The following is a 23108-nucleotide window of genomic DNA, read 5'->3' on the forward strand; positions in this document are numbered from 1 at the left end:
TCACTCCACCCCCGTGTCAATGATTAAATTGCCATATTCATCTACGGTTAACGACTGACCTGGATAGATGACGGTTGAAGCCGAAGCTTCCTCGACAATCGCAGGTCCTGCCACTTGTACATGCTTGCCTAACTGCCCTCGATGATAAACATTTGTATCCACCCAGCCATGGTTTTCAAAATAAACCGGGCGCGTTTCTTTTACAGCATCCTCTGCCACACTGCTGCCGGATTCCAATTTATTAATCGTTGGTTTGACAACCTTGCCAAACGCGGTTACATGCAGGTTCACGATTTCGGTTGGTGTGCCATCAAGTTTAAAGGTATAGTTCTGCTCATGAAGATGACCAAATCGCTCAATTACCTCTTGAACGGTTTCATCTGTCCAGTCACCATTTGGAACCGGCACTTTCACCGTATGTTCCTGACCTAAGTAACGAATATCAGCGAATCTGGAGAATAGCACCTTGCCCTCTTCAATACCTTCTTCCTTGTATTGTTCAAGGGCTTGTTTTTCAAGAGAAGACCATTCGCCGTTCAGTTCAGATAACTCCACTTGATTAAATCTTCTAATATAAGTCTTGATATAATCGTGGCGTAAGTCGGTCATCAGCATCCCCCAAGCAGAGAATACCGAAGAAGCAACTGGAACGATGACTTTTTTCACCCCCAGTTCTTTGGCCAGTGCCGGTGCATGCATAGACCCGCCCCCGCCAAAAGCAACTAACGAGAAGTCACGAGGATTATGGCCTTTACGGATAGAAATTAACTTTAATGCATTTAACATATTGGAGTTGGCAATGCGGATAATCCCTAATGCCGCTTCTTCTACGGATAATCCGAAATGATCTGCAACCTTTTCCTTTATAGCTGCTTTTACCTTATCCAAATCCACTTTGTAATCAAAATTCTCCGGTGACAGACGTCCTGTAATGAGGTTGGCATCGGTAGTGGTTGGCTCGGTACCGCCTTGTCCATAGGCAACCGGGCCAGGCAGGGCACCCGCTGATTGAGGTCCAACCTTTAATGAGCCGGCGCCATCAATCCAGGCAATCGATCCGCCGCCGTTTCCGATTTCAACAATGTCAACAACAGGAACCTTAATTGGGTAGCCGGCATTGCGTTCATTTTTTTCAATAAAATAATCCGTTGAAACCTTTACCTCACCTTGGTTAATAAGGGAACATTTCGCTGTCGTGCCACCAATATCAAAAGCGATAATATTTTCTTCACCGATAATTTCACCGAGGACCGCTGCTCCATAAATACCTGCAACCGGACCGGACTCGACCATATTAATCGGCGTTTGCTTGGCACTATTAAAGGTTGTCGTACCGCCATTGGATTGCATAATGTAGTTTTGGCTGTCTGTCTCATTTTCTAGTAGTTTCGTATGTAAACGGTTTACATACGAAGCTGCAATCGGTTTCACATACGAGTTTAATACAGTGGTGCTAGTCCGTTCGTATTCCCGCCATTCCTTCGTTACTTCATGGGAGGCCGTAACGGCCACTTCTGGCCAAAGCTCTTTAATAAGTTCTACTGTTTCTACTTCATGTACCGGATTGACGTAGGAGTGCAAGTAGGATACCGCAAGCGCTTCTACTTCTTCTTTTTGAAAATAAGCAATGATTTCTTTTAATTGCTCCTTGTTCAGCGGAGCGAGAACCTCTCCTTTATAATTGAGGCGCTCCTCTACTTCCTGGCGCAAATAGCGTTCTACAAATGGTACTGGCTTTTGATAACGGACATTAAATAAGTCGGGACGGTTCCCCCTCGCAATTTCAAGGACATCACGGAATCCCTTTGTTGTAATTAAACCTGTTTTTACACCTTTACGTTCTGTTAGCGCATTAATGATGACTGTTGTCCCATGAATAAAGGTTTGGATCGATGTTTGATCGATACCGCTTTTTTCAATAACATCAATTACACCCTTTTCAAAATTTGGCGGCGTGGTATGGCTTTTCGCCACACCAATTTCACCGTTTTCATTGACATAAACCAGGTCAGTGAATGTTCCGCCAATATCTGTCGCTACACGCATGTTGACTCCACCTTTCTGAAATTTGATAGGTTTATTCATTCAGTTAAAAAATAACTGGAGTTAATACAGACAATAAAATAGTTTCTTCATTTGTCGGGTTTTCAAGGGCATGCGGGCAAGTGGATGGAAAGTGAAGCGAATCTCCTTCTCGAACTACATATTCCTCCCCACCAACGTGAAAAATGATCATTCCCTTTAACACATAGTAAAATTCTTCCCCCGAATGACCATATTTTTGGGTTTGTATCTGATTAGGGGCAACCGTGACTAAAATGGGTTCCAATGATCTACCCGCAAACTCCCCGTTCAACCTGACATAAGTAAAATCTGAGCCCTTTAATTGGAATGGCTTTTGGTCATTCTTTTTCACCAAATAATTATCACTCGACTTCCCTTCTTCAAAAAATTCAGTGATTTTCACATTCAAGGCATCCGCTAGTTTCTTGAGCGAGGTAATCGCTAAAGAAGTAGCTCCTCTTTCCACTTGAGATAAAAAGCTGATTGACAAGTCCGTCCGTTCACTCAGTTCCTTTAAAGTCAAGCCTCTTTGGACCCGCAATTCCTTTATCTTTTTGTAAATTTCATCCATAATAAACTCCTTTACAGTAATACATTAAAATTTTATCTATACTAAACTCTTGTTGAAGTAATACTGTAATCACATAATATCACAATGTTTTTCGAATTGAAAGAATATTTATAGAATTTGTTCATGGATCATAGGTGGAGCATGGGGACGTTTCTCATGCATCATGGTTTCCTTATGGGGGGCATGGAAGATTCTTCTGTCCCAAAGTTGTTTTGGGAGCTTTCAAAATCTGAACTGTTTCCTATCAAACTAGGAGGCCCGGCTAATGCATGGTCTTTATCGTCATTCACAGGTTAAGAACCTAAATCTATGAATATAGAAAAGTAAAATGTTTTTTCGCAGCACAGGCTTGACCATAATAATAGACAGCAGAGGAAGGGGAGAAACAATATGGCGGAGATTTCATATGACATAAAAGCATCGATTGGCAAACTATCCGAAGGGATGAAGTAAGGAGCTAAATCTCATCAGCTGGAAAAGCGAAGAACCCAAGTATAATTTGCGGGATTGGCTTTGGAACGTAAAAGTGGGAAATTGGAACGTAAACGTGGTTTTTTCTTTTAGGAACGTAATTGGGCAAAAGAAGAAAGTAAAATCATCAAATTGGAAAGTAACCCGACCTTTTGGAAAGTAAATCCGAATAGATGGAAGTTTTCAAGTCAAGTTACCTGCACCACCCTTTTCGCTTGTTATGGCTCAGGGTGGTTTTCTAGAACGTTTCTTCGAAAAAATAATCGCTGGGTTCACGCAAAATTTTTTTCAAAACTTTTCATAGAATTTCAAGAAAAGTTTCCAGGGACATCACCTCCTTTCCTAATGGAGGAAAAGGAGGATCAGCAACCTGGCCACCCTCACAATATCCAGTTGCAACTCCATTCTATCATTTTTATAAAAAACTCAATCAATCTTCGGCAAAATTCTGGTGGTGACGGCGAACCCTTCGTTATGTAGTGAATATGAAGGTAGAATAAAAGCCTTCCACTCTGTCAATTAAGGGCAATTTTACAGCCTTCCCCTGTCGCATAGGCAAAATCCCCCCCTAATCAATTGCCCGAGCGTAATCAATCTCAGCTAATTCTAATAAATGATGCACGAGAACCGTCCCCATGCATCTTTATGCAGAAGATATCATCACGATCTTCCCTGCCTCAGCAAATAAAAAAGAAGGCAAGGAAGGATTGGCAAAAGAAAAAGCCCTGTTAGAGAAGGAACGAATTGAGGAAGTCCTGAAAGAAACCTATGACAACAAAAGTGCAGCAGCTAAAATATTAGGGATTTCGAGGGTCAGCCTTTATAGTAAAATCAAGCAATACAAGATTGAAAATTAGAACTTGCCCTAGATCATGATACGGCATTATGTTTTTCGGCGGAAAAAGTGATATGCGTTCAACGGATGATATGTACTTGCAAAAGGCGTGAGAGTCATTGAACCGAATTTGGTTGAATATGAGATTGTTTATAGGAGAGGGAGGCCGAGTTCATAGCGAAATCAGCCTCTTCCATCCACTACAATTCATACTAAACTTCAGCCAATAACCTCGATTGGCTACCCAATTTGCTCTTGTTGTCCGATTTCGGTCGCCAAGAGCCACCATTGGCTACCCAGATTGCTCTTGTTCCCCTACTTCGGTCGCCAATACCCTTCTTTGGCTACCCAATTTGCTCTTCTTCTCCGATTTCGGTCGCCAAGAGCCACCATTGGCTACCCAGTTCGCTCTTGTTCCTCGATTTCGGTCGCCAAGAGCCACCATTGGCTACCCAGATTGCTCTTGTTCCCCGACTTCGGTCGCCAATACCCTTCTTTGGCTACCCAATTTGCTCTTGTTCTCCGATTTCGGTCGCCAAGAGCCACCATTGGCTACCCAGATTGCTCTTGTTCCCCGACTTCGGTCGCCAATACCCTTCTTTGGCTACCCAGATTGCTCTTGTTCCTCGATTTCGGTCGCCAAGAGCCACCATTGACTACCCAGATTGCTCTTGTTCCCCACTTCGGTCGCCAATACCCTTCTTTGGCTACCCAATTTGCTCTATTAAACTTACTCTATCCGTCAAACCATTGTCTTGGGAATTTAGTAGTCCAAAATCTTGCGAATGAGCCAGTGAATTGACATATTTTTTCTCCTTTTGCGCTTTTAAAGTAAACCCGTTAGTAAAACACGGGGACGATTCTCTTGCATCAGCGAAGAGTGTGTGAAGAACCCTCCCCATGCATCACCTATCGGTTCACAAAATTTACATATATTATCCAGAAAACCCTATTTGAATTGGTTAAAATTAGAATATAATTCTATTCATGATAGAGATTTATTTTTTTAAGCTCTTTATAAAATTTTTAAATATCAAATATAGAAAATGATAATACGGGTGGAGCGAGCATATGAATTTAAATAAATTGGATGCTTTTGTTTTGGTTGTAGAGAAAGGGAGCTTTTCCGAGGCGGCAGCGGCTCTTAATAGTTCCCAGCCAGCGATCAGCCTTAAGATTAAGAGTTTGGAAGAGGAACTCGGCCTCCCCCTGCTTGACAGAGGGATGTCGGGGATTCAGCCAACGATTGCAGGCAACCTGGTTTACCAGGCAGCGAAAGAATTAAGACACAGATGGCAGCAACTTGAGGATGATCTGCATGGGCTTCAAGACACCCTAACCGGAAACCTGACCATCGGCGCCAGCACAATTCCCGGTACATACCTAGTTCCCAGTTTGGTAAAGGCTTTTCGCGATCATTTTCCAAACGTCGAGGTATCCATCGATATCAACGATTCTGAAGACACGCTTAAGAAACTGCTCGACCAGCAAGTGGATATCGCCATCGTGGGAATGATGCCTGCTTCCCCAAAACTAAGCTCACGCCAGCTTACGAACGATTCAATTGTGTTAATCACGCCGAATCATCACCCGCTCATCCATACCGCGGAAGCAGATTTCAGCAGGCTACACCACTATGAATTTGTCGTCAGAGAAAGCGGTTCGGGAACCAGAAAGAGAATGGAAGAATTTCTAGCTGGACATGGTTTGGAATTAACTGATTTAAAAATTGGCTTATCCATCGGAAGCACCGAGGGGGTGATTGCTGCGGTCGAAGCCGGGCTTGGCATCAGCTTTATTTCAAAATTGGCTGCGCTTCCGGCAGTAAAAGCTGGCCGTGTCCAAATGGTGGAAAATATTGATCCCATTCAGCGCAGCTTTTATTTTGCCACCCTTAAAGCTGCTGAAAATCGGCCGTTAATCAAAGAGTTTGCCCATTTATTATTTAAATAGTTTAAAAGGGAGTGGAGACTATGAAAACCAGCAAAACAATGATTTTAACCTATTCGGCGATGGGGATTGCCTTAAATGTGATTTTAGGTACCGTCGTTTCATCTTTAAAAATTCCGCTTTTATTTCTGGATACAATCGGCACCGTATTAATTGCCGTTTTATTCGGTCCCTGGTGGGGAGCGCTGGCGGGCGCCTTAACGAACGTGGTGCTCGGCGTGACAACTGGCGGTTCCGCTATTTTCTTCGGCCTTGTGAATGTAGCAATCGCATTAGTGGTAGGATATATTGCGAAAAGGTTTGATTTCACCAAATGGTATGTCGCATTAATAACAGGACTCATTTTATCGGTTGTTGCCCCATTAATCGGCACGCCAATTGCCGTGGCCGTTTTCGGTGGATTGAATGGCAGCGGGATGGATGTAGTAGTGCTCTGGCTCCGGGCTGCGGGTGATAGTGTGTTTGCGTCCACGTTTATTTCCAGAATTACCGGGAACTTTATTGATAAAATCATTACCTGCCTGCTCGTTATGTTCATGATCACCAGGCTGCCGTATTTTGCAAAACTGATAAAGAAGGAGAACCGAAATGCAGCGTAGCAAACAGATTCTTATCGTTTCCCATTGTATATTAAACCAGAATACCGTCATTCCGGATGAGGCCAGAGCTGCAGGGGCGATTATTTCAGCTGTAGAATGGGCAATGAAGCAGGGCTATGGATTGCTGCAGCTTCCCTGTCCCGAATTTACCTTTCTAGGACTGGACCGGCCGCCGATGACGTACGACCAATATAATACGCTGGAATACCGAAAGCACTGCCGTGAAATTCTGAAGCCTGTTTTGTTTCAAGCTGAGGACTACTTGAAAAACGGCTATGAAATGGCAGGAATTCTTGGCATCCAAAGCAGCCCTTCCTGCGATCCCACCCGCGGCATCTTTATGGAAGAATTGACCGCAATGTTTACGGAAAAGGGCATCAAACTTAAAACACTTTGGTATTTGCCCAATACCAGCGAACCCATCTTTGACAGCGATAAACATTTTGTAAAGTGACACATTTCATCCTAAAAAGCCTGCTTTGTCGAAAAGCGGGCTTTTTCATTTCGATGATGCACGGGGAAGGTTCCCTCAAAAAGAGGGAAATGAGGCAAAAGGACCGCCCCCAACATCATCTGTTACATTAATTGTTGAAATTTATAAAAAATTGTTGTATTTAGTCGTGGGTATATTTTAGTATAATAGAAGAAAATATTACCTAAATTTCATAGATTCTGTAAATGGGCTAATTAAATTGAATATGGGTGGGCATGACGAGATGGTGTATGATGGGATTTTGTTGGCTTTGATTGTTGGATTTATAAGGAAAGGGAATCTGAAGGGGCTGGCCCAGTTAAAGCTGAAGTGGGGTTGGATATTTCCTTTATTGTTGATTGTTCAAATTTTCACCTTTGTCTATCAGAATGACATCAAGATACTTGGAAAAGCCAGTGAATCTATTTATATGGTTGTATATATCATTGGTTTGCTATTTTTGTTCTTAAACCGGCATCACAAAGGGTTTATCGTAATTTTTATCGGTGTGTTTTTGAACTTTTTGGTGATGGTGGTAAACGGGGGAAGAATGCCGGTATCGGAAGAGGCCGCCGCTGTGCTGGATCCCATGTATATCCAAGCCCTTAAGGACGGTTTATACGCGAAACATATTCTATTAAATGACTCTACTATACTTGGGTTTTTAGGCGATATCATCCCATTGGGTCCCCCCTATCCACGTACACAAGTCATTAGCATCGGCGATGTGGTGATGAATATTGGCGCGTTCCTCTTTATCCAATATTTAATGCTCCAGCCAAATAAAAAAAATAGTGAAATCACCTCCAATTCTTTGAAAGGAGGTGAAACACAATGAAAAAAGCTCAAGGCCTTAAAATTACTGGATTACTTTATAATGCAATTATTATTGCTTCTGTTATTATTGCATTAACATCAGGATTCAAATTTGGTGAATAATGTTTACCGAGGGGAAGTTATACTGCATAACTTCTCTTTAAAAATTTATATATGAGAAGTGAGTATTGTGCGATTTATTAAAACTCCAGCTAATCGATACATTTCCCTAGCTTCATTAGGCAGTATAATCGTATTTTTATTATCAATTGACTATGAAAACTACAGCAGTCATGATTGGACAGCCATTTATGCATTAGTTGGGGCCATCCTGCTGCTTAATCATTATAATATTCTCCTTCCACCAAAGGGCAATGCCCTTTCGATGGATTCTTCCGTATTTTTGGCAAGCCTGTTTTTATTCGGCCTTAATTTAACCCTATATGTCTTACTAATCTATTCAGTTATTTTTATGTTCACCCGGAGAAAAATGGTTTGGTGGAAACACGTTTTTAATTTTTCGATTTACACCGTAATGATTATAACTGCACATTATGTCTTTCTTTACTTGGGTGGAACAACAGGTTCAATTCAACCGAGTAATTTCATTCCTTATGCTGTTTCTTTATGTGTTTATTTTGCAGTCAATCTCCTTTTACTGGGAATCTACTTTTTATTAGTCGCCGATGAAAATCTAATGAATGTGCTAACAGGAATGCTGAAAGAGGCGATTGCCCCTTATGTTAGTACTCTTATGCTTTCGCTAGTTTTGGCTACTTTAATGAGTTCCCATCCCATCTTTGGTCTGTTTCTATTCACTTGTATTACCGTTTTACTATCGGTAGCTTTTCAACAGCATTTTGAATTATTTAAGAAAATCTCTGAAAAAGCCAACAAAGATTACTTAACCGGTTTAAATAATCACGGATATTTTAAAGAACTATTGGAAAAAGAAGTTAAGAGTGCCAAGGACACGGAGCAGCCTTTAAGTGTCGCGCTGCTTGACCTTGATGATTTTAAAAAATATAACGATATTTTCGGGCATATCCAGGGTGACCAGCTGCTGAAGGAGTTTGGTGCTCTTTTAAAAAAAGAAGCACAATCGAACCGATATACGGTTGCCCGCTACGGTGGAGAAGAGTTCTCCATTCTCATGCCGAGAACCAGTCTTCATCAGGCCCACTCCTTTATAAATGAAGTCAGAAAGAAAACCAATGATACTCATTTTAAAGGGGTTGAAAAACTTGCCTATGGCTGCCTATCCTTCTCAGCCGGTATTGCTGAATGCTCGAAGGAAACCTATAGTATCTCTGAGCTGCTAAATCAAGCCGACCAGGCCATGTATTCTGCAAAGGGTCAAGGGAAAAATATGGTCCAGCTCTTCAATGAGCATTCCGAATATACCGTTCAGCAATCCCTTTCGATTGACAAGGAAATCAATGAAGCGGAGCAGCAGCTGAAAATTTTCCTTTCGAAAGATGTGCATACCTATCGCCACAGTAAACGAGTGTACCAGTACGCGGTTGATTTCTCCCGCAAGTTAAACCTATCTGAGAGTGAAAGAAAGAACCTCATCCTTGGAGCTCTCGTTCATGATATTGGCAAACTCGAGATCCCGCGGGATATTTTAAATAAAAAAGGAAAGCTGGAGTCCCATGAGTGGGAAATGATGAAAAAGCATGTTACCTGGGGCAAGGAAATTATCTCAACCAATAAGAAGCTGGAAGAGCTTATACCTTTAATTGAACTCCATCATGAACGATATGATGGGAACGGCTATCCTTATGGCCTAAAAGGTGCATCCATCCCGAAATTAGCCAGGATCTTATGCATCATCGATTCCTTCGACGCCATGACAACCGAACGGCCCTATCAAAAAACGAAAACATTTAAGGAAGCCATTGCTGAACTAAGAGCCTGTTCCGGAAAGCAATTCGACCCTCAATTCGTCGAACCGTTTATTGAAATTATCGAGCAGCGTGAACATGTAGAAGAGGTCTATGAGGATGAAAAAGCAGCGGTGCATTCCTAGAATGATGCATGGGGACGGTTCTCATGCATCAAATATTGGTTAGCTGAGAATCCGCGAAGCAATGGAAATGGGACACTTTTCCAGGTGACTGTTACCACTGTCATTGATTCCAATACCGGCTGGTTTGGTGATAAGTTTTTTTCAGAAGGCTCTGTTATAACTGAATGTTGATTTTACTGAGTTTGAAAAATAAACGGAAAAATTCCGTTTATATTGGGAGATACTCATATTTCCCTAAGAATAAAGGCAGTTTTTCCGGTTAAATCATCTAAATCTTTGGATTTTGTGTTATTTAGAGCAGTTAATCGGAATATCTCCGTTTATCTCTGCTTCTTAAGCTTCCTCTTAATACATTAGCCGGAAATTCTCCGCCTATGAATCTTCATACCTCCACGAAAATCCAATAATGAATAATAACAGAGCCTTTCAGAAATACCGACAAAAACTTGGTTAAATATACCAGGTTTTTTTACCCTCTGCTAGTATTTCAACGATTGAGTTTAATTCCCTATACCGCCCCCCTTCATCCGTCATGATTTCCCCTGTCATTCTTTCACAATATGTCCACAGATTCAGGTTAAAAAATGCTTTAAAATTAGGTTGATGGATTTACACTGTCTTAACAGTGTAAAGAGACTTTCACTTTCCAGATTGTAAAAAAAAGCCACTTAATCTAATCGTAATGTGGCGGTTTATAATGGATAACATATAATTACAGATATTTAAGACCTAGCTAGCATCTAGGGGGGATGCAAGATGAATTATGAAACCGAACTGAATACGGCACAAAAAAAATTGAAAGATATTGAACTAGCTTTAAATGAATCCTCGATTGTTGCGATTACGAATAGCAAGGGGATTATTCAGTTTGCCAATGATAAATTTTGTGAAATCTCGAAATACAGCCGAGAGGAATTAGAAGGAAGCAACCAAAGTATTGTAAATTCCGGTTTTCATACACGGGAGTTTTTTAAGGATATGTGGCGGACTATCGGCTCTGGGAAAATCTGGCGGGGTGAAGTTAAAAACAAGGCGAAGGATGGGACCTATTACTGGGTAGATACAACGATTGTTCCATTCCTAAATGAGAAAAAGAAGCCTTATCAATACATTGCCATCCGCCACGATATTACAAAACTGAAAGAGTATGAAGAAGAAATCAAACAAATGGCTTATTATGATGCTCTAACCCTATTGCCTAACCGAAACATGCTAAATAAATGGGTGAAAGAACGTTTTATGGAAAATGCTGATGCTTTTACGGTTATGTTTTTAGACTTAGACCGCTTTAAATCCATAAACGATAACTTTGGACACCACATTGGCGATATGATTTTAATCGAGGCGGCCAGACGATTGCAACGCTGTGTTAGGGAATCGGATTTTATCTCACGTCAAGGTGGAGATGAATTTATCATTTGCCTAAATGGAACGTACGATAATAAGGTGATCGTTTCTTTAGTAAAGAGAATCATCGATGAACTTAGCATTCCTTTTTATGTGAACGGAAAGCAGCTCATCCTGACAACGAGTGTTGGTATAAGTCGGGGTAAACTGTGCGGAACAATCGAAGAGTTCCAAAAGGGGTTTGACATATTAATAAAACGGGCTGATATCGCCATGTATTACGCGAAAAAGGATGCCGGTAATACGTATTGCTTTAACACGGACAATCAAAATAATGAATTTGAAAGATATTATCAACTAGAACAAGAAATAAAAAAGGGGTTCGAAGAAGGTGAATTTCACATTGTCTACCAACCCTTAATGAATTTAAAAAAGGGCCTGCTAGTTGGTGTGGAAGCGTTATTGCGTTGGAAAAGTAAAAAGTTAGGACCCGTGCCGCCAAACGAGTTTATTCCGATTCTGGAAGAACAGGGTCTAATCGTCCCAGTTGGCCGATGGGTTCTAGAATCCGTATGCCAACAAATAAAAAGGTGGCAAGAAGACGGCGTTGCTTTCGAAAGAGTTTCAGTAAATGTGTCTCCTGTTCAGCTAAGGGACCAACATTTTGTCAATGAATTAAGAGAAATTCTGAAAGAAACAGAGGTTGAACCTCGTTCGATCGAAATTGAAATCACCGAAGGGACGCTTTTGAATATCGAAAAGTCATCCAAAATGATCAATGAATTAAAAGAGTTAGGGGTAAGAATTGCGATCGATGACTTTGGGACCGGATATTCCTCACTAAATTATTTAAAGAAATTGCCAATAGATACCGTAAAAATTGATAAATCGTTTATTGATGATCTAGATCATGAAAGTGAGATTATAGTAAACACGATTATCTTCATGGGGAAGCACTTGGGTTATAATGTTTTAGCCGAAGGGATCGAAAACAAAGAACAATTATCCTACCTTCAACAACAAAATTGTCGTGAGGGTCAGGGATACTTTTGGAGTAAACCTGTATCCGAGAGTGAGATAAAAGAATTTTACTACTCCCTATTAGAAAAACCTTTGGTCAATATCGGTTAAAACATAAGATACTTTGAAGCGAAAAATACTCCCGCCACAAAAAAAGAGGCCCGACTAGCAAATCTATCCGCTAGTTGCGCCTTTTCTCGCCCTATATTTCCCATGTAACCAGCTCTTAAAAAGATTTAATTCGAAATGTTGAATGACCTTTTGAGGTCCAGTTGCCTCAAAACAAACTTAACTCTGACAAAATGGCAGACATACAAAAAACTTTTAAAATGGCTGGAAACAGCATGAAACAAATAAGTGCCTCCACGCATAATTCTTTAAACAACTGTTTTTAGTATCCACTTTCGTTAAGAAGAATTAGCAGCTCTTTCTGGATACGAAGTAAGGATTGAATATCTTCATCATGCATATTTTCTAATGCAGTAAGCATGGCTTTATAAGAAATTGAATTCTTAGTTGACTTCTTCGACACTTCTTCCCCTTTGATCGTTAACTTTAACTTTACCTCTCTTCGATCTTCATCGGAGAATTTTCTTTCAACCAAACCCATTTTAACTAGTTTATCCACCCCGACACTAATGGTGCTTTTTGATGAGATAAGCCTTTCAGCTACCTCTTGTTGTGTTAATTCAGGAAACGCAAATAAAGTATTAAGAATGGATAATTGTTGTAATGTCAGCCCAAAACTCTCGGCAGTCTTTTTCGTAAATTTAGCAGTGGTTTTGTTAATAGCCCATAATGATTGATAAACTTCCTGTACTTGTTTAACTTTCTGGTCATTGAAATTCAAATCCATTTAAGTCACTCCTTAATTAAATAGTTCAAGAATAAACTGTTCGCTTATAAACTATTTTACTTAAGAAAATGACAATAGTAAACGGAGGAAAAGAGGAGGCCCCTCCCTTCGTCCTTCGTATAACTCTACGGAGCGTTTGTTGATTCAGAACATGTAAAGTTCTATCATGGCAGTAGAGCAGGAGGAGAAATAGATGGATAATCGTAAAATTGGAGAGTTAATTTTAAATTTGCGGAAGGAAAAGGGACTAACACAGAAACAATTAGCCGATCAAATGAATATTTCTGATCGAACGATATCAAAATGGGAGCGTGGGTATGGCTGTCCAGACATCACGCTACTGCCTAGTTTATCAATCCTCCTCGGTGTAAATATCGAAAATATCTTAGATGGTGAATTAGCGTCTAATGAATTTGTAGGAGGAAACATGAAAAAGTCTCACTATTTTGTCTGCCCGTCCTGTCATAATATTGGATTAGCAACCGGAAATATGACCGTATCTTGCTGCGGAAGAAAGTTGGAACCATTAGAAGCGAAGAAAGCAACCGACGAAGAAAAGTTATCCATTTCAGAAATGGATAATGATTGGTTTATTTCTAGCGAGCACCCTATGACAAAAGAACATTATGTTTCATTTATTGCTTTTGCTACAGGTGAACAAGTACAAATTATCAAACAGTATCCCGAGTGGGGCTTACAAACACGTATCCCGAAACGCAAACATGGCAAACTGTTATGGTATGATACGAAACTCGGTTTATATTATCAGCTTATCTAAAAATGGATTCTTCCCTCACTCTTTGAAGGTGAGGGATTCTTTATAGGATGGCCACTTCTTTTCATAGAAGGTGTATAGAATGGAAAATTCTGCTAAAAAAGAGGTTGGAAAGTAAATGAAGAACTTTGGAAAGTAAAACTAGAAAATTGGAAAGTATTTGGCCCAAAAGTGAAAGTAAATTCATCAAAGAGGAAAGTAACTGCACCAAATCGGAAAGTATATCCAAATAAATGGAAATTTTACTTAAAGTAGGATCAAAATAAATTACTTTAAGAGCGTTTCACATATTTCTTTAACCCAATCATGTTGATGTCCCCAACATTCCCACACATTCAACATCCATTCTCGAATCATCTTGTCCCGGCTTTCCCCCGGTGGTTGGTTCAAAACATCAAGAACGGTCAATGAATAAACGGATAGATCGGGTGCCTGCAATTCCTTCCAATTATATTTCTGACGACTGAGAAGCGTGTGTACACGCTGTACCTGTCTGCCTTTAAATCCCTTTTCAATGGCATAATATAAACCAATTAACGAGAAAGCAGTCGTAATGGGCTTCATACCATTGCCCGAATGTTGAGACGAATAGGTATCAATAGCGTGCTGATGAATAAAATCAATATCCTGTTTGCCGATTGTATAATGACTTAATTCACTGTATTTTTGATAACACTCACCTGAAGCGTTGTAACTACCAAATAAAGCGATATGTTGATTATTCAACTTTAGTCCACATCCAAGGCATTCTACTATATTTCCATTCGTATTTTCCAACACATTACCATCCCCAATCTATGGTTATTCCCATCGCAATTTTTGCATTTTGCACGTCAAGACTGAACTACTTACTATTATTTTGCCGAACTTTTATCCTTTTTTTTTTTGAATAAGGAACCCTGTTTTGCCCCTGAACCGGTGTTTGTCTGATACCTTGACTTCCCTTTCTTGATCTAGTTCGACAAGAGTGAGACAAGAGTACGGAACATTTAAAGTTTAGTTTTAAAAAAGGAGAGACAATGTCCGACAAAATTCTATAAAACTAATTCCAATTAAATGTTTGTATAAAAGAACCACTCTTCCCGCCATAAAAGGCTTTATCCCCAAGATGCTGCAAAAAAATTGTCGTTTTCATAATCGTTTGGTTGGATACAGCCAAAACATGGAGCTAATCATATTTTTCCTCCCAACTAGGTGAGCCAAATAAAAAAGCAAAGGTAAAAAAACTTTACCCTTGCTCAGAACATTTAACAATTACAGATCATTAAAACATTACCATCTAAATCCTTGAAATTAAAATAAGCAAAATCACCTATGCGCTCTATTTCTTTAACAACGATGATTCCTTTTTTCTTAATAAACTCGTATGCTTCATCTATATCTTTGACGAAGAAATTAAATAAAACGTGGTCTGAGGGCTTCAAGTTAAAGCCGGGGTCAAATGTGTGATCATCTAAAGTAAGTCCTGTTTCTGAAGTTACAGGGACATTGTAAACAGGGGAATTAACTTCTTCCTCATTAAATGGTAACCCAAGTAAATCACTATACCATTCCGCGGATTTTTTTAAATCACTTACATGAATAAATACATTATTAACCTTACAGGCAATTGGAGAAATCGTTGAATTCATATAATTTCCACCTTTTCACATTTTGTATATTAATTTCAACAAGAAGTAATCAATTCCTCTTATAAATTCTAAAGTTTATGTCGTAGTTCGCAAAAACATGAAAGGTACGACTTGCAGCGACTCACCCAAGTCACGCTACCATGATTAATTCAGAAAAACCGTCACCATGCTTCACTCCCCTGGCACCCGAAACTATGTCTGTTGAGAGAGGAAGATTTTTCTCCTCATCCGCATTCCTATGGTATAGTGTAAAAAAAGCAGGGGTTGATAGGATGTCTTTCTTGGGACTGTTCCAGCAGTTGCCTGTAAAAATTTTAACGGTGGCACTGCTGATTATATTCACGATTTATTTGATCCGCAAATCCATCAAGCTTTTCTTTGACAAAACGAGCTTGTTGGATGAAAAGCGGGAAGAGACCTTGATGCATTTCGCCAACCAGGTGACAAAGGTATTGGGACTGGTGTTCTTCTTTATTTATGTGCTTAGCCATTTCTTTGACCTAGAAAGACTTGTCACTGGTTCGGTCGTGGTGGCAGGTGCCTTAGCATTGATCTTTCAGCATATCATCCGCGATTACATTATGGGGCTGACTTATTTGTTTGAGCGCCAGATCCATCTTGGGGATTATGTCATCATCAACGGAAACCGTCGGGGGGAAATCGAGGAAATCAGCATGCGCTACTTGAATATCCGACAGTATGACGGATACCTTTATACGGTCTCCTATAGCAGCATCACGGAACTTCAGAATGGGAACCGGGGAAGGCGCCGGGTGAACGAAAGTCTTGTCCTCGATTATAAGCAAAATCCGGACGATGCCTTTAAGGTAATGGAGGAAGTGGCACAAACGTGCAACGAGAAATATGGTGAATATCTGTTGAAGGATGAAAACGGTGTTCCTATGGAGAGTTTCCAATTCAACCAAATCACTGAACTGAACGTGGAGTTCAGGGGACACCGATATTCATTATCAGGTCTTGTGAAGGAAGAGGATTACGTGGAAGCGGGCAAAAAGGTGAGGTATGAACTGGCGATGGCCGCCTACAAGAATGACTTGATGATGGCAGAGAGTCCTAACACAAGCCATTAAAAATCATACAAAGCAAGAGTTTTTATCTCTTGCTTTTATTCTGTTTTTTTATTGCAACCGTGAAAAGCAGTATCCTGTGATAGAACCGGTCCCGGGTTATTTGCGCTGTTTGAATAAAAGCCGGCTTACCCTTTTGGAAAATCCACCTAACACCAAACCCGCTAAACCAATCCTGAAATACCAATGCTTTATTGTTTCTAGGATCCATAAAGGCACTTGAATGCCAGAAATGAAGGGATAAAATTTTTTATATGCCCATACAAGGTGTTCCCAACGGCGGTCGTTTCCCTTTTTGACATATTCTGATACGTCTAGAACTTTTCCTCTTCCATTTTGCAAAAGGATGTTTTTCAGGTGAATATCTCTCGGATTCAATCCTTGACTACGGACATACTCCCGAGCCTCCTCTACGTCCTGAACAGCTTGTTCGGTAATTGGAATGCCTTGCAATAGACAATCATAAAAGGTTACTCCCTGTTCGAAACTTAAAACGATGTAGTTGATTCCGCTCCCATAAAGCTGTGGAAAAAATCGGGCCCCCTTTAAATGCTCATAGACATATTTCTCCATTTCTTTTTTCTTTAATGCTTGAGGGGAATACACTTTAAATACATAGTTCGGTGTCATTTGATAACGAAAAACGGCTGCATCTGTTCCGATTCCAATACATTCCAGACCTTCAGCAATCCCAATAATGTTAACCGGTTGATTATTTTCATTACCTTTCACTTCAATGTTCCTGAGTGCTTCATCTGCCAGTTTCCAATCTGGAATCATGAAAATCTCCTTTTTGTTTCACCTTTTACTTTGACACTTCCCAATTTCAAGCATTTATATTTGTTGAGTATTTCTAGGTTCGAACAACCAGTGGAGAATTGATCACTTAGTTCTTCCATAAAGTTATATACGATTATTTAAAAGGGAAGTTTCAGAAATAATCTTTTCCTTCATTGAAACAATAAAATCTTATACAAATTTAAAAAAGAGGAAGCGTCTGGCTTCCTCTTTTTATATTTTCTATGGGTAAGTATAGGAATCCAAAAATGACTAAAGCCAACTACCTAGCCCGTTTCGAGTGATGCCGGGCACCATTACAATCTGTGCCCCTGGCCAGCATCCTATTAAGCTTAGTCAGTCCGCTCTTATAATCGGCATGTTGATACAGTTTTGCGAGTGCCTTAATGACAGCTGCATACCCCTGAAACCATTGTTTGTCTGATACCTTGACTCCCCTAAGGAGGGGAGCACAGTTGTCATCATAAACTGCTAAAATGGTCCCAATTTGCCCTTGGATAATACCCTCAATAGGGTTATCCAAATTTACTTTTTCAAAATTGGAAGCCAAACTTCACATGTTACGGAAGGTGAAGTTAGATCTTTAGTTTTAATTGACAAAATTTCGGGTCCTTCTGTTACTTGATAGTTGGAGGATGGAAGCCACTCAGAATAAATTCTCCCCCAAGTTTCCTGCAGCGTATTAGGAAATGGTCCAGTTGATTCGAATACCGCCCATGTTAACGCCGGAACTTCAAGTTTTGCAAAGTCATCAGGACATTCTTCTGTGGTTGCCACACCTATATACTGATCAAGCTCACCTTTTTCTTCCATACGTCCTTCAGAAAAGTTCGTAGATGCTTGAATCATGCCTTTTGGCTCAACATTGGAGAGTTTCTTTAATTGCTCTATTTTTTCCATAGTCAACGATTTCCACATTTCTGTAATTTCCGGGTTTTCTCCTTCAAAAATAATTGGAACTCTTTTCATGATACCAACTATGTTAAATGCCTCTTTTTGTTCGATTCGGTAATCCATTTCAATTCCTCCTCTAATTGACAATTGAAAGGTCATGATTGGATAAGCTTTTAAATGCTGCCCAATTCGTCTTGCTTCTGATGGTGTTACACCATGTAAATTTTGAAAGGCTCTAGTAAAAGAGTCCGGTGAGTTGTATCCATATTTAATAGCAACATCAATTACTTTTATATCACTATTGGTAAGCTCAAATGCGGCTAAGCTAAGTCGCCTGCGGCGGATGTATTCTGATAAGGTAATACCTGCCAGAAAAGAAAACATCCTCTTAAAATGATATTCCGAACAATGAGCGATCCTTGCCACCACATTGAAGTCTATTTCATTAGTAAGATTATCTTCGATATATCTCATTGCATCATTCATGCTCTTAAGCGAATCCATTTTATGACCTCCCTTCAACAATAGAATAACAGGAGTTGAATATGTTCCTCCGACAATTTGTGCACCATTTTGTAGGATGAATCCTTTTTTTCAAACCTTGCCTTTACTTGAATAAGAAAGAAGGAATCACGGTGAAATACGTGTTGAATCCTCGAACTTTATCATTTAATTAAACAATGTGACAGATGTTCATATAATGGCAGAAATGGCGTTAGAGGTGGGGAAATTGAAGTTTAAGATCATACCATCAAAGCTTGCCGAAGCAAACGAATTGTTAAAGCTTCAAAAAGAAGCGTTTCATTCAGATTTAATCAAATATAAGGATTATCATACAAGTCCTGCAACGGAATCACTGGAATACTTTTGTTATAGAATGCAAAATTCTTTGCACTATTCGATTTTCGTTGATGGCAGGCTTGCAGGCGGAATTTGTCTTGTAAAACAAACAAAAGATCATCATTATTTGTATCGTATTTTCCTTGGCTCTGAATTCCAAAATAAAGGATTGGGATCGAAATTATTACAGGAGTTGGAAAGACAATTTCCTAAAGTTAAAAAGTGGTCACTTGATACACCTAAGGATAACCGTAGAAATCGCCATTTTTATGAAAAATTCGGCTATAAAAAAACAGGGGAGCAACAAATTAATGAATACCTAACTCTTATTAATTATGAAAAGATTCTTTAACCTTTTTCTTAGTAAAAATGCCCTTCTTATAAGAGTATCTTCACAATACTCAACGAAAAAGGCAATGTCAATTAAACATCGCCCAAAATACTTGTAGAAAAAAATTAATCTTCTGTTCCTAAAACATCTGTGTTTGGGGGCTCATACCCCATCTGCCGGAGCATGGCTGCTATTTGTCCCTTATGATGAAACTCGTGAGTGATGGTGTGCATGAGCAATTTACGGGGAGTAATTGATACTAGTTCGGATGCTTCTCTCCAGGGGATTTCTCTCTCAATAAGCACGTCTAAATTATGTCCATGCTGTTCTAATAATTCATTTACGATTGAATCCACTTGCTCAAAGCGTGCTATTACTTCCTCTATACTGAGATTTTGTAATTTCTCTCTTGGAGTAAGTGGTTTTTTGGTCTTTAATAAAACAAATGAGCCAAGCCACGCAACATAGCAGTCTGCTATATGAACCAATGTGTCTCTTACACTCTGCCAACCGAAACCATTTGAATGAGTAAAATGATTAGGATCTATTTTTCCACAAAAATCTAACAGAGTTCCTCTAGTCTGCCGAACCCATCCATATTCGTGTTGATACATCAAAACACCCACCTTCCAGTCCATTTTTGTTCAATTCTTGCGCCCGTTTGTTTGAACAAATAAATCCGAATCATTTCACCCATTAATGAGTTACTCTTTGCCTATTTTTCTACGTTCAAAAATATGGATAATATATATTCGAGAAATAACTAGTTTCTCCTTCTTTTTGAACCTGCCCGTTGCTTGAATTAGCCCCTTAAGTATAATAAGTTCAACGAAAAAAGCGTCAATCCTTCTTGGCTAATCCGATAATGGTTCTTACCCTACCTGGCTTTTAAATTGTTTACTTGCGAAGAAGTACGCGATGACCATGATGCCGACGCACCAGGCAAGTGCGGTCCAGATATCGCTGCCAACAGACCCTTCGTACAAAAGGGCACGAATGGTATTGACGATTGAAGTTACTGGTTGGTTCTCAGCGAATGTACGGACAAGTTTAGGCATGGTTTCGGTGGGGACGAAGGCCGAACTGATAAACGGCAGGAAAATCAAAGGGTACGAGTAGGCTGTCGCTCCTTCCATAGACCCTGCTCTCAAACCGGGAATGACCGCCAGCCATGTCAGCGCCAGTGTAAACAGCCCAAGTATCCCAGCAACCGCGAGCCAATCCAGGATACCGGCGCTGGAACGGAAGCCCATCAAGAGCGCTACAAGGATAACCACCACCACGGTAAGCACGTTGGAAACAAGCGAAGTCAACACGTGAGCCCATAATACCGATGAGCGTTTGATGGGCATGGTAATGAAACGCGCCATCAGCCCGCTCTTTACATCCGTAAACAGCCGCAAGGAAGTATACGCGACACCGGAAGCAATCGCCATCAGCAAGATTCCCGGCAATAAATAATTGACGTAGTTGTCCGTGCCTGTCTCGATAGCGCCGCCAAATACGTAGACAAACAGCAGCATCATCATAATCGGCGTAATCGCCACCGTAATGATCGTATCCGGACTGCGCATGATGTTGCGCATCAAACGCCCTAGTAATACCCCTGTTTTACTTTTCATTTAGATCTCCTCCTTTTTGCCGATGATCGCGAGGAAAATTTCCTCTAATGTCGGCTGCCTCTCGATGTACTCCACTTTTGCTGGCGGGAACAACGCCTTGAGTTCAGTAAGTGTACCGGTGGTGATGATTTTTCCACCATGCAGGATGGCGATACGGTCCGCCAGTTGTTCAGCTTCCTGCAGGTACTGGGTCGTCAACAAGATGGTCGTGCCGCCGCCGGCAAGCTCCTTGACGGTATCCCAGACTTCAATCCGCGCTTCGGGGTCAAGCCCTGTCGTCGGTTCATCGAGGAAAATGACTGCTGGCCTCCCGATCAAGCTCATGGCGATGTCAAGCCGGCGCTTCATCCCGCCGGAATATTGGTCCGCCCGGCGGTTAGCCGCGTCACGCAGGCTGAATCTTGCAAGCAGCTTATCGGCGACTTGAGAGGGATTGGAAACTCCCCGCAACCTTGCAATCATCATCAGGTTCTCCCTTCCAGTGAGCATACCGTCTAAAGCGGCGAACTGCCCTGTCAGACTGATACTCTGGCGAACCTGATCCGGTTGACGCTGGACGTCAAAGCCGCAAATACCTGCTTCGCCGCCATCGGGCTTCATCAGCGTCGAGAGGATGTTGACCGCCGTCGTCTTCCCCGCTCCATTTGACCCCAGCAGTGCGAAAATCTCGCCTCGCTGCACCTCAAAATCCACCCCCTTTAAGACTTCCTTGTCTTTAAAGGATTTTTTTAACCCTTTTACATAAATCGCTGCATTGCTCATACTTTATTCCTCCTTAAATAGCGCAGCATGGCGCTAGATTGCCTATACCCAACTACTCAGTCTGACTGATAATCTGTATTACTTACTACCTAGCTAAAAAAATAACTGAATAGAGATGGTGACACATTGCATTTGTAACCAGGCTATTCAGCAGGAATGATCTATTGAAATTTACTTTATTCCCAATCGCTTCATGATACTCTGATTCAAATCTTCACGATGCTTGTTGACATAGTTTTAACGTTTGCCACTAAGTCCATCGGCAAAGGAAGCCATGTCGTACCCAATGGTGTTTTGCGATGTTAGTGTCGATGTTAGGCGAAAATCCACTGAATTTCGCTATTAGCCACGACCAATGGTATCGTTCAGCTTCTTGCGATACTTATCCTTCCAAGTTTGCTCATCCTTCACCAGGTCGTCGCAGAAAGCAGCCACGTCCTCGCCCGTAAGGTCCGTAACTTTCTTGCCTTCCGCTGCACCTTCCTCGAAGAGGTCGAGAATGCCGTTAAAGATACGGCTGCTGTCCTTCCAGTCAGTAGGACCACCGCCAGCGGTCCACATATATTTTTGCATGGCTTTATAAGCATTGAGGTACTCACTTGGAAGTGCCTTCGCACGTGCCTCCATCGCCCTCCATTCCCGCTTGTCATCCAAGCTTCCGATTATTTTTTCAAAAATATTCATTTTACTTCTCTCCTTTTGATTTTTTTGGTCTTGAGTTCGTTAATTTTACTTGAGACGAAATCCCATTTTCTCCAAAAAAGTTCAAGCTGCTCTTGACCTGCTGCGTTGAGTGTGTAAAATTTTCTCGGTGGTCCCATAGTGGATGGCTTTTTCTCGATGTCCACCAGATTGTTTTTCTCAAGCCTCATGGTAATCGTATATACTGTGCCTTCTACCACATCAGTGAAGCCAAGTTCTCTCAATTGCTGCGTGATTTCATAGCCGTAAGTTTCCCCGCGGCTGATGATTTCAAGCACACAACCCTCAAGCACCCCTTTCAGCATTTCCGTGATATTTTCCAATTTTTTACCTCCATTTATATTTTACTTATATTTTTTTCAGTACTTTGTAACACAGGTATTATGTGATACTGATATTTGGTATTACTGACTACTGGTATATAGTATTACAAAGTAGTGTCGATTGTCAATCAAACTTTTAAAAAAAAAGCCCATTTATTACTTCGTCAATTGTGTTTTTATTGGGGAAAGCTTATCTTCTCTTTTGCCACCATCTATGGGATATCAGGACTCCTCACTTAGGATGGCCGGCGTGGTCATTTATTTCACTACAGTACCTTTGATTCGTGTTTGTAGTTGAACCAAATACAA

General features: G+C 40.7%; 23 protein-coding genes and 1 pseudogene. 10 read left to right on the forward strand and 14 right to left on the reverse strand.

Annotated features, from left to right (window positions below; translation table 11 throughout):
• Both ACZ5AE_RS26725 and ACZ5AE_RS26730 read right to left on the reverse strand, forming a co-directional pair.
• A complete protein-coding gene (locus ACZ5AE_RS26725; RefSeq protein ID WP_464567706.1) occupies positions 1–2046 on the reverse strand; it encodes a hydantoinase/oxoprolinase family protein in 2046 nt (681 codons plus the stop codon).
• 43 nt (positions 2047–2089) lie between these two features.
• Positions 2090–2635, reverse strand: a complete 546-nt coding sequence (locus tag ACZ5AE_RS26730; RefSeq protein WP_464567708.1) for a helix-turn-helix domain-containing protein — start codon at positions 2633–2635, stop codon at positions 2090–2092.
• A 1106-nt stretch (positions 2636–3741) separates the two neighbouring features.
• Between ACZ5AE_RS26730 and ACZ5AE_RS26735 the strand changes: the two genes are divergently transcribed.
• The 7 genes from ACZ5AE_RS26735 to ACZ5AE_RS26765 all read left to right on the forward strand — a co-directional run bounded on the left by ACZ5AE_RS26735 (position 3742) and on the right by ACZ5AE_RS26765 (position 12288).
• Complete coding sequence (locus ACZ5AE_RS26735) at positions 3742–3963, forward strand: helix-turn-helix domain-containing protein (RefSeq protein ID WP_464567710.1); 222 nt, start codon at positions 3742–3744, stop codon at positions 3961–3963.
• A 1049-nt stretch (positions 3964–5012) separates the two neighbouring features.
• Complete coding sequence (locus ACZ5AE_RS26740) at positions 5013–5894, forward strand: selenium metabolism-associated LysR family transcriptional regulator (RefSeq protein WP_464567712.1); 882 nt, start codon at positions 5013–5015, stop codon at positions 5892–5894.
• 20 nt (positions 5895–5914) lie between these two features.
• Positions 5915–6490 carry a CD3073 family putative ECF transporter S component gene (locus ACZ5AE_RS26745; protein ID WP_464567714.1) on the forward strand — a complete coding sequence of 192 codons (576 nt, stop codon included), beginning with the start codon at positions 5915–5917 and terminating at the stop codon, positions 6488–6490.
• Entirely contained in the window at positions 6480–6944 is a 465-nt protein-coding gene (locus ACZ5AE_RS26750) for a CD3072 family TudS-related putative desulfidase (protein ID WP_464567716.1), read from the forward strand. The genes ACZ5AE_RS26745 and ACZ5AE_RS26750 overlap by 11 nt, the downstream gene beginning before the upstream one ends.
• A 262-nt stretch (positions 6945–7206) precedes the next feature.
• A complete protein-coding gene (locus tag ACZ5AE_RS26755; RefSeq protein ID WP_464567718.1) occupies positions 7207–7800 on the forward strand; it encodes a DUF5317 domain-containing protein in 594 nt (197 codons plus the stop codon).
• Between the two features lie 168 nt (positions 7801–7968).
• Positions 7969–9810, forward strand: coding sequence for a bifunctional diguanylate cyclase/phosphohydrolase (locus tag ACZ5AE_RS26760; protein WP_464567720.1), 1842 nt, complete (start codon positions 7969–7971; stop codon positions 9808–9810).
• 756 nt (positions 9811–10566) lie between these two features.
• Positions 10567–12288, forward strand: a complete 1722-nt coding sequence (locus ACZ5AE_RS26765) for a sensor domain-containing protein (protein WP_464567722.1) — start codon at positions 10567–10569, stop codon at positions 12286–12288.
• 280 nt (positions 12289–12568) lie between these two features.
• Here ACZ5AE_RS26765 and ACZ5AE_RS26770 read toward each other — a convergent pair whose 3' ends face one another.
• Positions 12569–13027, reverse strand: coding sequence for a MarR family winged helix-turn-helix transcriptional regulator (locus ACZ5AE_RS26770; RefSeq protein WP_464573743.1), 459 nt, complete (start codon positions 13025–13027; stop codon positions 12569–12571).
• Positions 13028–13226: 199 nt separating this feature from the next.
• Here ACZ5AE_RS26770 and ACZ5AE_RS26775 point away from each other — a divergent pair, with 199 nt between their 5' ends.
• A complete protein-coding gene (locus ACZ5AE_RS26775; RefSeq protein WP_464567724.1) occupies positions 13227–13811 on the forward strand; it encodes a helix-turn-helix domain-containing protein in 585 nt (194 codons plus the stop codon).
• 264 nt (positions 13812–14075) lie between these two features.
• Here ACZ5AE_RS26775 and ACZ5AE_RS26780 read toward each other — a convergent pair whose 3' ends face one another.
• Complete coding sequence (locus ACZ5AE_RS26780; protein ID WP_464567726.1) at positions 14076–14585, reverse strand: DUF5946 family protein; 510 nt, start codon at positions 14583–14585, stop codon at positions 14076–14078.
• A 470-nt stretch (positions 14586–15055) separates the two neighbouring features.
• Positions 15056–15439 carry a VOC family protein gene (locus ACZ5AE_RS26785; protein ID WP_464567728.1) on the reverse strand — a complete coding sequence of 128 codons (384 nt, stop codon included), beginning with the start codon at positions 15437–15439 and terminating at the stop codon, positions 15056–15058.
• Positions 15440–15711: 272 nt separating this feature from the next.
• Between ACZ5AE_RS26785 and ACZ5AE_RS26790 the strand changes: the two genes are divergently transcribed.
• Positions 15712–16530: a mechanosensitive ion channel family protein gene (locus ACZ5AE_RS26790; protein ID WP_464567730.1), complete on the forward strand. Its 819-nt coding sequence runs from the start codon at positions 15712–15714 to the stop codon at positions 16528–16530.
• A gap of 96 nt (positions 16531–16626) precedes the next feature.
• On the opposite strand, the gene ACZ5AE_RS26795 is transcribed toward ACZ5AE_RS26790, so the two are convergent.
• The 3 genes from ACZ5AE_RS26795 to ACZ5AE_RS26805 all read right to left on the reverse strand — a co-directional run bounded on the left by ACZ5AE_RS26795 (position 16627) and on the right by ACZ5AE_RS26805 (position 18723).
• On the reverse strand, positions 16627–17307 hold the full coding sequence (locus tag ACZ5AE_RS26795; protein ID WP_464567732.1) for a serine/threonine protein kinase: 681 nt from the start codon (positions 17305–17307) through the stop codon (positions 16627–16629).
• A 280-nt stretch (positions 17308–17587) separates the two neighbouring features.
• Complete coding sequence (locus ACZ5AE_RS26800; RefSeq protein ID WP_464567734.1) at positions 17588–17848, reverse strand: hypothetical protein; 261 nt, start codon at positions 17846–17848, stop codon at positions 17588–17590.
• A gap of 2 nt (positions 17849–17850) precedes the next feature.
• Positions 17851–18723: an AraC family transcriptional regulator gene (locus tag ACZ5AE_RS26805; protein ID WP_464567736.1), complete on the reverse strand. Its 873-nt coding sequence runs from the start codon at positions 18721–18723 to the stop codon at positions 17851–17853.
• Between the two features lie 226 nt (positions 18724–18949).
• Here ACZ5AE_RS26805 and ACZ5AE_RS26810 point away from each other — a divergent pair, with 226 nt between their 5' ends.
• Positions 18950–19411: a GNAT family N-acetyltransferase gene (locus ACZ5AE_RS26810; RefSeq protein ID WP_464567738.1), complete on the forward strand. Its 462-nt coding sequence runs from the start codon at positions 18950–18952 to the stop codon at positions 19409–19411.
• A 104-nt stretch (positions 19412–19515) separates the two neighbouring features.
• On the opposite strand, the gene ACZ5AE_RS26815 is transcribed toward ACZ5AE_RS26810, so the two are convergent.
• The 6 genes and pseudogenes from ACZ5AE_RS26815 to ACZ5AE_RS26840 form a co-directional block, all read right to left on the reverse strand.
• On the reverse strand, positions 19516–20004 hold the full coding sequence (locus ACZ5AE_RS26815) for a DinB family protein (RefSeq protein WP_464567740.1): 489 nt from the start codon (positions 20002–20004) through the stop codon (positions 19516–19518).
• A gap of 258 nt (positions 20005–20262) precedes the next feature.
• Complete coding sequence (locus ACZ5AE_RS26820) at positions 20263–21012, reverse strand: ABC transporter permease (RefSeq protein WP_464567742.1); 750 nt, start codon at positions 21010–21012, stop codon at positions 20263–20265.
• Positions 21013–21774: an ABC transporter ATP-binding protein gene (locus ACZ5AE_RS26825; RefSeq protein WP_464567744.1), complete on the reverse strand. Its 762-nt coding sequence runs from the start codon at positions 21772–21774 to the stop codon at positions 21013–21015.
• 171 nt (positions 21775–21945) lie between these two features.
• Positions 21946–22059: pseudogene (locus ACZ5AE_RS26830) on the reverse strand (DUF1048 domain-containing protein); the annotation flags it as partial.
• Positions 22060–22116: 57 nt separating this feature from the next.
• Positions 22117–22458 (reverse strand): DUF1048 domain-containing protein, encoded by a 342-nt coding sequence (locus ACZ5AE_RS26835; protein WP_464567746.1) that lies wholly within the window; start codon positions 22456–22458, stop codon positions 22117–22119.
• On the reverse strand, positions 22455–22799 hold the full coding sequence (locus ACZ5AE_RS26840) for a PadR family transcriptional regulator (protein ID WP_464567748.1): 345 nt from the start codon (positions 22797–22799) through the stop codon (positions 22455–22457). The genes ACZ5AE_RS26835 and ACZ5AE_RS26840 overlap by 4 nt, the downstream gene beginning before the upstream one ends.
• Positions 22800–23108 lie beyond the last annotated feature (309 nt).

The organism is Neobacillus sp. S1227, from assembly GCF_055385255.1.

Excerpts from the sequence above, each read along its gene's own strand:
- ACZ5AE_RS26835 (WP_464567746.1), bottom strand. The coding sequence starts at position 22,458 with ATGAATATTTTTGAAAAAATAATCGGAAGCTTGGATGACAAGCGGGAA.
- ACZ5AE_RS26755 (WP_464567718.1), top strand. The coding sequence starts at position 7,207 with ATGGTGTATGATGGGATTTTGTTGGCTTTGATTGTTGGATTTATAAGG.
- ACZ5AE_RS26805 (WP_464567736.1), bottom strand. The coding sequence starts at position 18,723 with ATGGATTCGCTTAAGAGCATGAATGATGCAATGAGATATATCGAAGAT.
- ACZ5AE_RS26735 (WP_464567710.1), top strand. The coding sequence starts at position 3,742 with ATGCATCTTTATGCAGAAGATATCATCACGATCTTCCCTGCCTCAGCA.
- ACZ5AE_RS26725 (WP_464567706.1), bottom strand. The coding sequence starts at position 2,046 with ATGCGTGTAGCGACAGATATTGGCGGAACATTCACTGACCTGGTTTAT.
- ACZ5AE_RS26815 (WP_464567740.1), bottom strand. The coding sequence starts at position 20,004 with ATGTATCAACACGAATATGGATGGGTTCGGCAGACTAGAGGAACTCTG.
- ACZ5AE_RS26775 (WP_464567724.1), top strand. The coding sequence starts at position 13,227 with ATGGATAATCGTAAAATTGGAGAGTTAATTTTAAATTTGCGGAAGGAA.
- ACZ5AE_RS26730 (WP_464567708.1), bottom strand. The coding sequence starts at position 2,635 with ATGGATGAAATTTACAAAAAGATAAAGGAATTGCGGGTCCAAAGAGGC.
- ACZ5AE_RS26820 (WP_464567742.1), bottom strand. The coding sequence starts at position 21,012 with ATGAAAAGTAAAACAGGGGTATTACTAGGGCGTTTGATGCGCAACATC.
- ACZ5AE_RS26750 (WP_464567716.1), top strand. The coding sequence starts at position 6,480 with ATGCAGCGTAGCAAACAGATTCTTATCGTTTCCCATTGTATATTAAAC.
- ACZ5AE_RS26825 (WP_464567744.1), bottom strand. The coding sequence starts at position 21,774 with ATGAGCAATGCAGCGATTTATGTAAAAGGGTTAAAAAAATCCTTTAAA.
- ACZ5AE_RS26740 (WP_464567712.1), top strand. The coding sequence starts at position 5,013 with ATGAATTTAAATAAATTGGATGCTTTTGTTTTGGTTGTAGAGAAAGGG.
- ACZ5AE_RS26785 (WP_464567728.1), bottom strand. The coding sequence starts at position 15,439 with ATGAATTCAACGATTTCTCCAATTGCCTGTAAGGTTAATAATGTATTT.
- ACZ5AE_RS26790 (WP_464567730.1), top strand. The coding sequence starts at position 15,712 with ATGTCTTTCTTGGGACTGTTCCAGCAGTTGCCTGTAAAAATTTTAACG.
- ACZ5AE_RS26745 (WP_464567714.1), top strand. The coding sequence starts at position 5,915 with ATGAAAACCAGCAAAACAATGATTTTAACCTATTCGGCGATGGGGATT.
- ACZ5AE_RS26795 (WP_464567732.1), bottom strand. The coding sequence starts at position 17,307 with ATGATTCCAGATTGGAAACTGGCAGATGAAGCACTCAGGAACATTGAA.
- ACZ5AE_RS26765 (WP_464567722.1), top strand. The coding sequence starts at position 10,567 with ATGAATTATGAAACCGAACTGAATACGGCACAAAAAAAATTGAAAGAT.